The organism is Ochrobactrum sp. MYb379, assembly GCF_037479515.1.
Classification (GTDB): domain Bacteria; phylum Pseudomonadota; class Alphaproteobacteria; order Rhizobiales; family Rhizobiaceae; genus Brucella.
Map to the genome: position 1 here is coordinate 26,695 of NZ_JBBGYW010000022.1, position 14,159 is coordinate 40,853.

The following is a 14,159-nucleotide window of genomic DNA, read 5'->3' on the forward strand; positions in this document are numbered from 1 at the left end:
TCAGTTCCCAACAATCGTGCTCACCAGCTCGGAAGAGCCTGCAATAACGCCGATCCCGATGATCCAGTAGCCCGCGCGACGAAGATCCATGTAGCCAAACATCCAGGCTATCGCGATCAGGATCACGGCAATTGTTGCAATCAGTCTGAAGATATTGCCTGTCAGGAGATCAACAATGTTCTGAAGGATGCTCTCAATGCCTGCGGCTTGAGCAAATGCAGGCTCTGCAAGAATTGCAACGATTGCGAGCGACATAGCGGCCGACGTTGCGGCTGAACGCACACGACAAGAAAAGTTCATTTCAATTTGCTCCATTCTTATTCTGGAAAACAAGGATCGAAGATTGCCACTGGCGATTGAACACATCCCAGGAAGGGGATGCTGGCTTTGTGGCTTCCGGCTGAATGGAATTTTCAGCCGCAATATCGCTGGCCATGCCCGGCACGGCAGCAGAGTGCATCTGATCGTCGCCATGCAAAGGCGCGCTCACGACTAATTCTGTCATTATCGGTTTCAAACGGTCGATCTCATGTTTGACCTGGCTGTCATATTTGACAACAGCACCCAAAGAGGGATCTCCCTGACCGTAGAACGATTGCAGCATGCTTGTCTGGGCTTGCGCTTCATCATCGCCAAGTCTGATCGCAAATCGGTAGTAGCCTTTGAGAAGGGTCGCCGTGGCTTTCAAATTAAGACATGGTTCAAAGGCGTCGGAGACTGACATGTTTAGCTTTTCCAGATCTTCAATACGGAGCCCGGAAAGGCCGAGTTGTATATCCTGGTGTTGAGCGGCAAGCTCTGTGGCCGTTTGTACTGCTTCGGATTTCGAAGCTGGTTGCGTTTTAAGCGGCAAGTCACTGTCAGTGCGAATGTTAAACGGTGAGAAGCCGCTTTCCAGACTGACAATGCCAGCCAGCGTCTCGACAGCGATCATGGGTGCGCAGCTTTGTGCAAGATCAACAAATGGTTCGGACATCATCAAAACCACACCCGCTGTTTGCCAGCACCGTCAATCGTGACGTCAATATAGTTTGGCTGTTCACGTACCAGCGGCCGGGCCGTCGTATAGCCCATGCATCGCAGCTGGCCATTGACCGATTGCCATTGCGCGTCTGACAATTGCTTACTGCTATTTCTTTGCTCGTTGCGATCTTGCCGGCAGAGGCTTCGGCTCAAGATCTGCCTGGAACTGGAAACACAGGCCGCTTTCCGCCCGCGATCTGAATGTGAAATGGTAAGGCGGTAACTCCCATTGCAGTAGAACGGATCATAGCCCGGGCGCGATGCCTTAAATCCAACACCGCTACAAGTTGGGAACGACTTTCCTCTTGCAAGTTCGCGCCATAGTTTTTGTACTGGTGGGCGGCACTGTGTATATTGCATTGGCCCACCCGGATTGGATAAGCATAGGATAACCTCACAACCCCAGTTATCGGCATAAGCCGTTTGGTCAGATATGAGATACAATGAACCAAACCCGAAGACTGCCATTGCACAGCGAAAGAGAAAGCTCATCATGCCACCCATCCTCCGAATTGCTGCTGGACACGTTCGCGAATATGAATGTGCCGCAACGCCATACTATACAAATAATTGATAGTTAAAAGAATGGCAAGCAATTTAAGTGAACGATGGCAAAATCAGGCCCTCGCCCTTTTTGGCGTTCAGGAAATCCTGGAAAAGCCGCTAGAGGATGAGACTCCTCAGTCGCGCATCAAACAAATTGGTATGTTGAATGTGCTTTACATGATGCATCAGGCACATGAGCCTTTGACACTGGCATCCGTCATAAAAATTACGGGTATGACGCGCGGTGGAGTCCTTGAAACCATGGACCAGCTCGTTCAACGCGGCATTCTGACAGAAACTTTGGGAAAGAACTCAATGGGGCGTGGAACAGCGCGTCAGTTTGAGTTCGCAAAAAATGTTTTCGATCAAATCCGAGCCAAACATGATTAGCATAGTATATAAACTTTATATGGTTAAATTGATGTTGACTGACTTTACAACAAAAATTTTGAGCACGGAGCGCTGCTTTCCGAGCTTAAACATGCAGGAAACGTAGCAGATCACCGCCTGAGCAACCGCGCTATTTTTGTCGAAAAAGTCTGCTCCTTATTTATGATTGCAAAGCGTTAGATTGAAGCTTTTCGTGCAGAAGAAGCTTAAGCCGGGCATTCTCTGCTTCCAGTTCTGCCAGTTCCTCATCTGTCACCTGTCCGTCCATAGCCTTCGGCTTTTGTGTGTGAGAGCGTTTCATTGCTGAAAGTTTGGCTTTAGGGGCTGCTGATTTCTCTTCTCTCTCCTGCACGACTCTGGGCAGATCCCCGTGAGGTGACAGTTTCTTAGCCTTCACCGTATCTTTAGTGGATGCCAGTTCATCTGCGCTAGTTTCGAGCCTGAAATCAGTGAGCGCTTTAATGTCTGCTTTAGCAGGTACTTTTGTTGGAACCTCATTTGCAACCTTCCTCTGCGCACCATGATCACGTTTGCGCCTCCGTCCACTATTGCTGATGACGCTTTTCCCGTCGGACGTTTCATCGGTTGCTGGGCCCACGCCCACTCCTGATGCCTTATCAAGCAGCGGTCCATTTTGGGATTTGTGTACCTGCACCGGGGATGGCTTTGGCATTGGTGCGGAATTGCTTAATCGTGTTAAGGGCTCGTCTGCGTTTTCTTTCCCCGGCTCTTCAGATAGGGTTGGGATCTCACCCGTATCTGGTTTGCCGACATTCAATTGAGCCTCTGAAGGACTTTTGGTCGGTGCAGCTTCATCGCCAGTCTCTGGCTCAAATTGATTCAGGTCTTTTTCACTGTCTTTGGTTGACAGCGCCTCGTAAGGCTCTGAATCGTGCTGCAGAAGACTATCTTTGACTGAATCCTCGAGAGTGGGCGTTTCGTTTCCCTCAGCATCAGCTTTCTTGTGCGATCGCGAGCCAAACAGACGCCCAACGATACGAGCTCCCCAAGATTTCGCCATCAACCAACCTCCGTGTTTGTACCAGAAAACTTTGGATGCCAACAACAACGGCAGCCAGCATATTAATGAATGATCGCTTATTTATACCCCGAGCGCGAGGAACTTTTGTCATCTTTGCGCGATAAGTACGAATTCACTGGAATTGTCGGGCCGAACGGGACGGCCTTATGTCTCATGTGCTGTCCGTCGCCTCATTCGTGCGAGCATCGCGGACAAATTTTCATTCTCTAAACGCAGTTTGGTAATCAGCTCTCTCTTCAAAGAAACATTTTCACTTTCCAGAAACGTTAGTTCAGTGCGCAGATCCATATCTGTGACCGAAAGTGTTGTCACTTTATGGTGTTGTTGAGAGGTGGCAATCCCTGTGCTCTCAACAGATGGATTTTTATGCTCGATGGACGGGCTTTCAAAAGGCTCTGCTTTTGGCGACGGATGCGTAACAGGTACCTCTATTTCAAACTCTACAGCTTCAACAACATCAGGCTCGCTTGTGGTTTGATCGTCTTCAAACTTCTCATCCGCCACGATCACTGGCAAATCAACCCAAACAGTGTTTTTCGCTTTGTTTACAAGCGACTCAGAAACATCAGAATGGGCTGAACCCTTGACCTCGGACTGTGGGAGAACCGTTTCGACTTCACGAGAAATCGATTTTAAATCAAGGTCTCCCCATAAGGATCCATTTGCCTTGCGCGAACGCTTATTTTTATATTCAACGACAACATTGCGAACTGGATTTTTCACCGTTTTACATGACTCCGCTAAAGATAAATTGATTTTATAAATCTCTGATCGCTAAGCACAGATTTTGAAAATTATTTCGAAAAATTGCCACACTAACCACCAACTCAAAATGCTACATGATCAGGTATCCTGATTAGATAGATTTAAATCATTTTGATGATATTCTCATAATTATCATAGATCTGTAATCTATACCATCGAGAAATGCCCGATTAATAAAACCGGAGAAACATTAAATGGCTGATGAAACAATCGCAGATACAAATTCCGCTGTAACTGAAATCAAAAATGCTGGTCCCGCGGGAGATAAGCCAAAGGCAAGCGCTACGCGGAAAGCCAGAGTTTCAAAAACAAAGAAGGCAGAAGTAAAACCAGCCGTTGTAGCACCAAAAGTCACCAGCAAATCTGTGATTGCATCAAATGCCGATACAACAGAGCCTGCTGCGAGCAAGCGTAAGAAATATACACCAGCTCAGCGAACATCTATTCTCGCTTCAATCGAAAAAACAATCAAAGATGGAGCAACCACCCTTAAAGCCGCGTTGCAGCAGTTTGAAGTGAGTGAACAGACTTATTACAATTGGAAGAACGCTGTCGGTAAAGCATCGTCCACCCCTGCATCAAAGAATACAGGTGATGATCTCACCACTTTGGTAGCCCTGGAAGCAGAAAATCTTAAGCTCCGCAACGCGCTTGCTGAGAAGCTTCGCGCAGAGAACGCGGAATTGCGCAAACGCCTTGGGAAAATTTAAACGTCCTAATCTCGACCAGACTATTCCTTCCAGCACGCGATTTGCGCGAAATACGTCGCGTGCTGGCTCTCATGGTATAAAGGCCTTGGTACGTCGTTTAGAGGAACCTTAGTAAGATATCTGCAGTCCGGATTTCTCTACAGGCTAAATCAGTTAGCTCGAGCATCCCCATGACTATCAATGGGAGGAATTATTCTTCCTTTCCGCGTGCTGTTTAGCCTGAACATTGAGTGCTGCAATGACGGCTCTGTGTAGAACGTCTTCAGGAAGCACGTCGGTTTGACTGGAAAAAGTTCCTCCATGCTTTCAACGGCAAGCCAAATAGCCATTTCAGCTATATTTAATCGCAACCGCTCACAAGGCGTAAATCTTTCTGCGTCAATTTAGAAAAAAGACCGAAGGCCATCAAATTGGTCGGCGGAAACATCACGGGCAAGATGGTTTTTCCTCAAACGCTCCTCCTGATACCAGGCAAGAGCACCTATTATCCCACAACCGCCACTGCCTACGGAAATTCGTCGGTGACGACACTATGACCATACGCTGATAGCCAGAACTATCAATGAGTAACACTGAGTTCTTCGGTTTCATAAAAATCGATGTCCGTCCGCAAACTATGGAAGGAGAGCGAAGTACATTGCCCCATGTGTGGACTGATTGCTGAATGCTACAACATCGTGCATAGCCCAGCTGGCGAATAGTTGCCTTCGCACGCTTGTCAAACCTCATGTAGAGAGCAACCACTCGCATCCAGTATTCGTAGGAATGCATGAACTACCTCTACGATAGTCCTGGTTTTTCCTCGGCGCTATATGAGCTCTCCCAAACTAAACAGAAAATCCATTCCGACGACGAGTCCCGAGCTATTTTAAAAGCAATATTCAAGAAATGTTTCGCACTCATGCCGGGCCTAATGCTTGGTTTGCCTTCATTTTAGAAAACAGAAGCCTATTGATCGAAAAGCCCGCTTCCCTGACCTTCTGGGTCAGAGACCGCCAATAGCACCAGGCGACTGGTCCCTGGTCTCTGAGGAATCCACACAATAGCAGTCGAGGCATGCTCCGTACCCATACAGGTTCTGTCGGAATTTTTATTTCTGCTGCGTTACTGTCGCTTAGGTGCACATGATTGGGTGAGGTGACAGCCGAACTGCCATCCCTCCGCGGCCTGACGTTCAGAATAGTTTGTCCCAACGAGACGCCATAAAGGACTGCAGCCTGTACCTTCAATAACCTGCTGCTGGGAGCCTTGATCGATATCTTTCTCGATGCAATGGCATCGGTTGGACCCTCTTTCGATTTTTAATCGGAGCGATCCCGGACATAGAGGTGTTGTAACTCCAGGCTGTCTAGTGTTCTGTCCCGCAAAAAGCCTTACAAACTTCCCAATTTGGCTGAGAATTCGCACAAAAGATGCGTCAAAGAATGAGTGACCTCGGCACTCTCGTTAAAGTAACACTGCCCTTTGATCGAATAGATAGCGATGAGAGAGCGGCAAGCTGGCAGCCCCCATTGCCTTTCCGTGAACGCCGACTTTCCCTTCAAGAATTTCAGGTGCTGAAATACCCTGCAGATCGATATGCCTGAGCTCAATTTTCGTTGCCTCTACAATTTTTTGACGGATATCCGTGGGCAGCCAACCATCAATAATCGCTGCGGGAAAATCAATCACCGTTGTGGCGGCAACTGCGGCATGTGCCAGTCCACGTGCCGCCAACGCAATCCATTCATCAAGCAATGGTCCAAAATCTGGCCACTGTTCTGGCGACAACCATAAATCTTCAGACGAGATATTTTGTTCGCGCAACATCCGTTCAAGAACGAAAAGCGATGCTGTATCAATGAGCTGGCTTGCTTCACGCGTATCGTCTGCTTCACGCATACGTATCGGCATGGAACCCAGAGCGCCAGCATTGCCGGTTCTGCCGGGATAGAGCGTGTTATTCAGCACAACGCCGCCACCTATAAAAGATCCAATTGAGAAGTAAACGAAATCCGTAAATTCAGGTCCGCGTCCGAAAGTTAGTTCTGCACCACAGGCGGCTGTACCGTCGTTTTGCAAAAAGACTGGAAAAGGCAGAGATGAACCGAAATCGTTGATCAGATCGGCATCTAGCCAGGCGTTCATATCGGCGGCGGGTGCGCCCACTTCCTCGACCCAGTTCCAAAGCTCAAAAGGCAGTGCGATCCCCAGACCTGCAATACGGTCGCGTTTGTCTGCATCAAGCGCGGCAGTAAATTCATCGATACTATCGAAAGCAAATCTGCGGATTTTATCGGGAACAGGCCAAGCATAGGTGATGTGGCGTCGTTGGCGTATTTGGCCCAGAAAATCCATCAGGATTATTTCAGCGCTTCGGCGTCCAATCTTAAGGCCGAATGAGAAAACGCCATCTGCGGCAAGTCGCATAGGCATGGACGGTTGTCCGACGCGTCCACGTACGCGTTCACCTTGCGTGATAAGTCCGTCCTTTTCCAGTTCGCGAATAATCACTGAAATTGTTTGCGCGGAGAGGCCGGTTTTCCGAGCGATGTCGACACGCGCCATTGCACCGTGTCGGCGCACTAAGGCAAGCACAAGACGCTCGTTATAAGCGCGGACACCGATCTGATTGGATCCACGATCAATATTTGCTTCTGTTTGCGCAAATTGCGGCAAAGCTGGTCCTGCGGCGGCGAGATCGCCGCGTTGCTCAGCTCCACGTTCTGAAGTGTGCCTGACCATATCCTCTCCCAGTGTCCCGGATATTTAACTTGAGTTTGCCTATCTCATTCGAGGCAATGGAAAAAGCGTTCTTTTTAGAACATGTTAAATAAAAACATCAACTTAGCTGATTTCCATGTGCGCGAACAAAAAACACTAAGTGGAATTCCCCCTCGACAGAGTGACACACCAGATTAATAAATCAAGTGGATTTATTAATTGACTCTCTTGCAAAGCCGTGTTTTGCTTTGGTCACGCCGGGGGAAGAGGAACCGGTTTCACTCTGGGAGGAGTTTATGAAGAAGACAGTTCTCTCGGCAGCCGTGGCTGCCTTTACGCTTGGTGTGGCTGCTGCTGTGGCTGGTCCAGCCAATGCCGCCGATGTTGGCGCTTGCCTGATTACTAAAACTGACACCAATCCTTTCTTCGTCAAGATGAAGGAAGGCGCGATAGCGAAAGCTAAAGAGCTTGGCGTTAATCTGAAGACATATGCGGGCAAAATCGATGGCGATTCCGAGAGCCAGGTTGCTGCGGTGGAAACTTGTATTGCAGATGGTGCAAAGGGTATTTTGATTACGGCTTCCGATACCAAGGGTATCGTACCTGCACTGCAAAAAGCGCGCGAAGCCGGTGCTCTGATCATCGCGCTCGATACGCCGCTTGAACCAGCAGATGCCGCAGATGCAACATTTGCAACAGACAATTTCCTTGCCGGTGAACTGGTTGGCAAATGGGCTGCAGCAACGCTTGGCGATAAGGCCAAAGATGCACGCGTAGCCTTTCTCAATTTGACCGCGTCGCAGCCAAGCGTTGATGTTTTGCGCGATCAGGGCTTTGCTGTAGGCTTTGGTATTGATCCGAAGGACAAAACCAAGCTCGGCGACGAAGATGATCCACGTATTGCCGGTCGTGATTTGACGGATGGTAATGAGGAAGGCGGCCGTCGCGCCATGGAAAATCTTCTTCAGAAAGATCCGACCATCAATGTCGTACACACGATCAACGAACCTGCCGCTGCCGGCGCCTATGAAGCGCTTAAGGCGGTAGGCCGCGAAAAAGACGTACTGATCGTATCGATCGATGGTGGCTGCCCTGGCGTCAAGAATGTTGAAGCAGGTGTAATTGGTGCGACGTCACAGCAATATCCGTTGCAGATGGCTGCACTTGGCATTGAAGCGATCAAAAAGTTCGCGGATAGCGGAGAAAAGCCTAAACTAACGGAAGGCAAAACCTTCGTTGATACGGGCGTGGCACTCGTCACTGACAAGCCGGTTGAAGGTGTGGAGTCAATCGACACCAAAACGGCTCTCGGTAAATGCTGGGGCTAAAGGCTTCTCGATTGAATGCATCCGGCAGTTTTTGCCGGATGCTCTTGCGCAATTAAGCAGGAGATAGACATGAGTGAGCCTCAGGTGACAAACACCTCCGTAAAATCATCAATGCAAGAATATGAGAAGTCGCTGTCTGAAAGCGTGCGCGATGTCGCATCTTTCGATGCTGGCGATCACTCTGTTCTCTATCGCCTGCGGCATTTCCTGCATCACAATCCAGCAGCTGTGCCATTGATTGTGCTTGTTATTTCCTTGCTTATTTTTGGCATTACGCTTGGCGGAAAATTCTTTTCAGCTTTTGCATTGACGCTCATTCTTCAGCAGGTTGCGATTACAGGTATCATCGCAACGGCACAGACTTTGGTGATCCTGACTGCGGGCATCGATTTGTCTGTTGGTGCGATCATGGTGTTGTCTTCTGTCGTGATGGGGCAATTTACGTTCCGCTATGGTTTGCCAGCTGAACTTTCCATTCTCTTTGGTTTCGCAACAGGCGCGCTTTGCGGCTTTATCAATGGATTTTTGATTGCTTATGTCCGACTGCCGCCTTTCATTGTCACACTCGGTATGTGGCAAGTCATTCTGGCAACGAATTTCCTTTATTCGTCGAATGAAACCATTCGCGCGCAGGAAATCACTGCTGAAGCTCCGATACTGCAATTCTTTGGTGAGAGTATTCGCGTTGGTGGTGCGGTCTTCACCTATGGTGTTATTGCCATGGTTTTGCTGGTTTTGCTGCTGTGGTTTGTTCTCAACCATACGGCTTGGGGACGCCACGTCTATGCTATAGGCGACGATCCGGAAGCGGCGAAACTATCGGGCGTTTCCGTAAAACCAATCCTGATGTCGGTCTATATATTGGCGGGTCTCATCTGCGCACTGGCTGGCTGGGCTATGATCGGAAGGCTCGGCTCTGTCTCGCCGACCGCCGGGCAGTTTGCGAATATCGAATCTATCACAGCCGTGGTGATCGGCGGGATTTCGCTTTTCGGTGGACGCGGGTCCATCCTCGGCACGATGTTTGGCGCGCTGATTGTTGGCGTCTTCTCACTCGGCTTACGCCTGTGGGGAACTGATCCGCAATGGACCTATTTGCTGATTGGCGTTCTTATTATCGCTGCCGTTGCTATCGACCAGTGGATTAGAAAGGCTGCCGCATGAAAACCTCCGTTACGCCTGTTCTTTCTGCACGTGGTCTTGTCAAACGCTATGGACGCGTCACCGCTCTTGATCATGCCGATTTTGACCTTTATCCGGGCGAAGTTCTCGCCGTCATCGGTGACAATGGCGCAGGTAAATCGTCGCTTATCAAAGCTTTGTCAGGTGCTGTACGCCCTGACGAGGGCGAGATCATGCTTGACGGCAAACCAATTAATTTTCATTCGCCAATGGAAGCGCGCAAAGCGGGTATCGAGACTGTCTATCAGAACCTTGCTCTTTCTCCGGCACTTTCCATCGCGGATAATTTGTTTCTCGGGCGTGAAATTCGCCGTAAAGGTCCACTTGGCTCATTGCTACGCATGCTGGATCGTGGCGCGATGGAAAAGATCGCGCGTGAAAAGCTTTCCGAACTTGGTCTGACGACCATTCAAAATATTGGTCAGGCGGTTGAGACACTGTCAGGTGGTCAGCGTCAGGGTGTTGCTGTCGCGCGCGCTGCAGCCTTTGGCTCCAAGGTTGTTATTATGGATGAGCCAACCGCAGCGCTTGGTGTGAAGGAATCTCGTCGCGTTCTGGAGCTTATCCAGGACGTGAAGGCGCGCGGCATGCCGATTGTTCTGATTTCACACAACATGCCGCATGTGTTTGAAGTCGCTGATCGCATCCATATTCATCGTCTTGGTCGTAGATTGACAGTGGTGGATCCAAAAGAATATTCGATGTCGGATGCAGTTGCTCTGATGACCGGTGCCATGAAGCCTCGCGCTGAGTTAGACTGATGTTATGTTTTGAAGATACATTTTCAATAAATCTCTATACTCAACTTCCAACGGTTGTGTTTCAAACTTTCCGTCAATGGATGAGGTGATAGTATCCTGGCTTTTGATCAGCTGAGTATTTCGGATGTTCAAGGGTCTCCATTTTGATAAATCTGTCATCCTGCTGTGTTTTCGATGATATCTGGTTTATAATAGGTGGCTTCGCAGTCTGAAGGAAATGATGGCGGAGCGCGGCATTGACGTGTCAAACGAAACAGTTCGTCGTTGGATCGCAAGGTTCGGACCTCAGATCGCACGAAACTTGCGGCCTGTGTCGCCTGAAGATCTACGAGCCGCTGAGATTTCCGGCCAAAAAAACTTAACGTGACAACACCGTGCTTAAGAAACCTATTTTGCCACATCAAGGCCGTCCGTGGGGCGTCCATCCCAGCAGACCCATTTTGTAACAGCGCCCTGTGACGAGCACTATCCACTCTCGAATGGTGGTGGCATTCAACAGTCAGTGCCGCCTGGCCCAGAACGGCTGATCGTTGAAACGCCGCTCGTTTGCATAGAGCGATTGACCCGTCATCAGCGTGGTGGCCAGTCCATCGAGAAAAGCCGCCTCATAACGCTGTGCAGCGGTCTTGTCGCCGTTGAGCAGGGCAATTGCTGCATCGGCCGCCTGCATGCCGCTCCAAAATGCCGTTACCAGTCCATTGGCAGCCAGTGGATCAAAAGCCGCTGCCGCATCGCCAGCCCGGATGATACGGCCTTCCAGCAGCCTTTCACAAATAACCGTCGAGGCCGCTGCCAGTGACGGCGGCAAATCATCCAGATCCGTGGCAAGGCTGGCGAGCCTCTGCGCCGTCGCAGGTGCAGCTGCCAGCAGTGCCTTCCATGGGCGCGCCGTGCGGCCTGCGCCGGAAGGAACCAGATCCGTATCAGTAAAAGCCGCAAGGATGAGGCGCTGGCCGGGCATGGGAGCGGAATAGCACCAGCCGGATGGCGTTGCTTCCACCAGAGTGACCGGTGCCATGTCCACGTCATCGGCCACCGGCAAAACCCGCCACAGTGCCACCAGCCGGTCGAGACGGCGGCGGTTAGCCCGGTCTCCACTGCTGAGCGCGGCACGACCGCTACAATCGATCAGCACGGTAGCCCGGTGGATTTCACCATTGGCAAGCCGCAAAGTCACGCCCTCGGGCTCGTGCCGGATCGACTGGACGCTGCTGTGGCAGCGCTCAACACTGGCAAGCCCCTTCGCCATCTGCATTTCCAGCCCTGCCCGGTCAATATGGTAACTCGTCCCTTCGCCGGATAGATCGGCTTTGCGCAGTCGGTCATCGCCCCATACCGAAAACCGTCCCTCGTTCGCGAGTGCCCGTGACGACGTAAGCAGCGTATCCCAGCCAAGCCGCTGCAGAAGCGGCAGGGCGCGCGGCGACAGGGTCTCGCCGCGACTGATAATTTTGGCCGATTGTGCGATAAGCGTGACCGCAACACCTTGCAACTGCAACCAGCGTGCAGCCGTCATACCAGCGACCCCGTCACCCGCGACAATGACCGATGCCATCAACCTCGTGCCTGCCTGGTGCTATTTGCCGGCATAAAGATCCATGGAACCGCGCTGCACTTCTACATAGAGATTTTCCGGCACGCCCGGCAGTCCGGCCGGACCAGGGCGGCGCACCAATACACCCATGCGCGTCCACAATTCGATCATGCGGCGCAGGCCATCGGTATAACCGGCCTCAACGTGCAGGCCGATGCCGGACGCCCCGCGCGCCCAGGCCACCCGGCTATGATAAAAACGCAGCCGCGCCTCATCACTGAGATCGCTGCGCATCAACTGGCGATAGAAAGCTTCGGGTAGCACATCGACCGGTAACAGGGCTGGCCACCATACCGGGGTGGGGAAACCATCGGCGGTCTGCACTGCCTGACAGCTGAACGCATCGCCCTGCCAGGGCACGCCCATCCAGCGGGTGAGATCGCCGGGAGCCTGCGCACCAATAGGTGCCCCATCGTGCGGCGCCGCAGCATTGCCGGCGAACACATTGACGGGATTGAGCTGCAGGCCAAGATTTTGCACCAGGCCGGGGCGCGACGAAATGGCGATCCGGAATGGCAATGGTGTTTCATTGCGACCCAGGTAGAGTTCCGGATGGCGGATCGGCCAGGTGATCTCGACGCCCGGATGAAAGGCGCCGCCCGAGCAGGCATCCAACGCGGCCCGGGTCAGTGCCTCCGGCTGCAACTCGATCGGCAAATCGTCAATGCGGAGTACAGCATTGGCCTCCGCATCATCGAGATCATCGTCGAAATTGCCAGCCGCCCAAAGTTCGAGCGTGTGGTACTGGCTATTGGTCAGCGTCAGCCAGGCATGGGCGCTGTCAGGGTAATTGACACCATCGCCAAGCATTTTGGGCAGAGCATCAGGGCGGCGGTCCTCACCGCCCGGCTTGCGAAACGCAGCAACCACTTTTTCGCGCGCTTGTTGCGCCGCCGGGGTCGCCTGATTAAGCCGGCCCAGCACGTCAAGGTCGGATAGGTCCTCGATGTCGGTCCAGGCAGCCCCCAGGAAGGAAGCTGCTGCCACCCATTGCAGGCTGCCTGTGCGGCGCAGGATCGGATATACGTCGCGCCGGAACGACACCCGGTCGGCAGGCGGCTCCATCTGGCCAAGCTTTTCCATGGCGCTGCGCGCCGCATCATAGAGCGTTACAATCGGCTCCAGCTGCGGCGCAAATTTCGGTCCGCAACTCACAACCCAGGCCGGGTCGCAATCATGCCGCACACCGTCAATAACTACGCTGGCCTTAACCCAGCCATCACACCAGTCATCATGCCAGCCATCATTATTAGTAAAATCGCGGACCGGGTTTTGTTCGATAGCAGTGCGCGACACACCATCGCCCGGAAAGACCAGCAAATGGGCATTATCATCGGTGCGCAAATGGCCAAGCGTAACATCCATACGCTGCCAGAATTTACCCGCCATACGACAGGTGGCATCATCACCGGCGGTATTGCGGGACGGACCCGAAATTGTCACCACACCCGGATCAATGATCAGCATGCCGGCACGCTGATCCATCGGGACCGGTGCATTGCGCAACGGTTCGGCAATGCCGGGCGCATCACTGTCCCGGTCCAGCGCATTGGAAAATCCATACCAAGCAGCCTTGCTGTTGGCGACATGCACACTCCACTCAATGCCATCAGCGGCTCCAAGCGCGCGAATAACGCGACCTTGATCGTCATAAGCAAAGATGCGGAAGCGCTGGACCTGTTTTTTCAGCCGACCCGCGTCATCTTTAAACCCGCCTTCCGGTTCATCAAGCAAACCGGGCACTTCCGGCGCGGCAAACCATTGCGGCGAATTGCCGACCCGCGAAAAGCCGATGGCCGGAAAAATCGCTAACCGGGCAATCCTGGCATTCTGCGGCGCGGCCGGTGCGGCGTGCAGCGGTGAAATGGCGGCCTTCGACAGTAAGGGAGCCGTCACGCCAATGGCGGCGGCTCCGAACAAAAAATCTCGACGTTTCATGGCGGTAATCAAGCCCCGGTTAACTGCAGCGCCCACTCATTTAATGGGGCTTTTGGATGGAATTCACGTAGCCATTCTCAGTTTCTGTGCGGGTGCTATGCCGCCCATGCCCATATTGGGCGGTTCTCTTTTAAACGTCCAGATGGGAATTGGAAATGTCGACGCCAATGCTATGAT

The 14,159-nt window shown here is 51.9% G+C and carries 13 protein-coding genes and 1 pseudogene; 6 read left to right on the plus strand and 8 right to left on the minus strand.

Translation table 11 applies throughout. The features are described from left to right. Genes WH356_RS22585 through WH356_RS22595 form a run of 3 tightly spaced genes read right to left on the minus strand, consistent with a single transcriptional unit; the run spans position 1 to position 1,518 of the window. Positions 1-300 carry a TrbC/VirB2 family protein gene (locus WH356_RS22585; protein WP_339514902.1) on the minus strand — a complete coding sequence of 100 codons (300 nt, stop codon included), beginning with the start codon at positions 298-300 and terminating at the stop codon, positions 1-3. A gap of 1 nt (position 301) precedes the next feature. Beyond that, positions 302-976, minus strand: coding sequence for a type IV secretion system protein VirB1 (locus WH356_RS22590; protein WP_339514990.1), 675 nt, complete (start codon positions 974-976; stop codon positions 302-304). 2 nt (positions 977-978) lie between these two features. Beyond that, a complete protein-coding gene (locus WH356_RS22595) occupies positions 979-1,518 on the minus strand; it encodes a hypothetical protein (RefSeq protein ID WP_445253721.1) in 540 nt (179 codons plus the stop codon). Positions 1,519-1,608: 90 nt separating this feature from the next. Between WH356_RS22595 and WH356_RS22600 the strand changes: the two genes are divergently transcribed. Further along, positions 1,609-1,959 carry a transcriptional regulator gene (locus WH356_RS22600; RefSeq protein ID WP_339514904.1) on the plus strand — a complete coding sequence of 117 codons (351 nt, stop codon included), beginning with the start codon at positions 1,609-1,611 and terminating at the stop codon, positions 1,957-1,959. 160 nt (positions 1,960-2,119) lie between these two features. On the opposite strand, the gene WH356_RS22605 is transcribed toward WH356_RS22600, so the two are convergent. Together WH356_RS22605 and WH356_RS22610 are read right to left on the minus strand one after the other, a co-directional pair. Beyond that, on the minus strand, positions 2,120-2,980 hold the full coding sequence (locus tag WH356_RS22605) for a hypothetical protein (RefSeq protein WP_339514906.1): 861 nt from the start codon (positions 2,978-2,980) through the stop codon (positions 2,120-2,122). A gap of 165 nt (positions 2,981-3,145) precedes the next feature. Next, complete coding sequence (locus WH356_RS22610) at positions 3,146-3,724, minus strand: hypothetical protein (protein WP_339514908.1); 579 nt, start codon at positions 3,722-3,724, stop codon at positions 3,146-3,148. Between the two features lie 236 nt (positions 3,725-3,960). Here WH356_RS22610 and WH356_RS22615 point away from each other — a divergent pair, with 236 nt between their 5' ends. Then, positions 3,961-4,476, plus strand: a complete 516-nt coding sequence (locus WH356_RS22615; RefSeq protein WP_339514910.1) for a transposase — start codon at positions 3,961-3,963, stop codon at positions 4,474-4,476. A gap of 1,446 nt (positions 4,477-5,922) precedes the next feature. On the opposite strand, the gene WH356_RS22620 is transcribed toward WH356_RS22615, so the two are convergent. Continuing rightward, the gene (locus WH356_RS22620; RefSeq protein ID WP_339514912.1) at positions 5,923-7,200 is read right to left on the minus strand and encodes an ROK family transcriptional regulator; all 1,278 of its coding nucleotides are present in this window, start codon (positions 7,198-7,200) and stop codon (positions 5,923-5,925) included. A gap of 275 nt (positions 7,201-7,475) precedes the next feature. Here WH356_RS22620 and WH356_RS22625 point away from each other — a divergent pair, with 275 nt between their 5' ends. The 4 genes and pseudogenes from WH356_RS22625 to WH356_RS22640 all read left to right on the plus strand — a co-directional run. Continuing rightward, the gene (locus WH356_RS22625; protein ID WP_339514914.1) at positions 7,476-8,507 is read left to right on the plus strand and encodes a sugar ABC transporter substrate-binding protein; all 1,032 of its coding nucleotides are present in this window, start codon (positions 7,476-7,478) and stop codon (positions 8,505-8,507) included. Positions 8,508-8,576: 69 nt separating this feature from the next. Then, complete coding sequence (locus WH356_RS22630) at positions 8,577-9,671, plus strand: ABC transporter permease (protein ID WP_339514916.1); 1,095 nt, start codon at positions 8,577-8,579, stop codon at positions 9,669-9,671. Then, the gene (locus WH356_RS22635; RefSeq protein ID WP_339514918.1) at positions 9,668-10,450 is read left to right on the plus strand and encodes an ATP-binding cassette domain-containing protein; all 783 of its coding nucleotides are present in this window, start codon (positions 9,668-9,670) and stop codon (positions 10,448-10,450) included. The genes WH356_RS22630 and WH356_RS22635 overlap by 4 nt, the downstream gene beginning before the upstream one ends. A gap of 181 nt (positions 10,451-10,631) precedes the next feature. After that, positions 10,632-10,742 (plus strand): annotated as a pseudogene (locus WH356_RS22640) (IS6 family transposase); the annotation flags it as partial. Between the two features lie 207 nt (positions 10,743-10,949). On the opposite strand, the gene WH356_RS22645 reads toward WH356_RS22640, so the two are convergent. Further along, positions 10,950-12,005 (minus strand): NAD(P)/FAD-dependent oxidoreductase, encoded by a 1,056-nt coding sequence (locus tag WH356_RS22645; RefSeq protein WP_339514920.1) that lies wholly within the window; start codon positions 12,003-12,005, stop codon positions 10,950-10,952. 21 nt (positions 12,006-12,026) lie between these two features. Beyond that, positions 12,027-13,982 (minus strand): CTQ-dependent glycine oxidase GoxA, encoded by a 1,956-nt coding sequence (gene goxA, locus WH356_RS22650; RefSeq protein ID WP_339514922.1) that lies wholly within the window; start codon positions 13,980-13,982, stop codon positions 12,027-12,029. Positions 13,983-14,159: the final 177 nt, after the last annotated feature.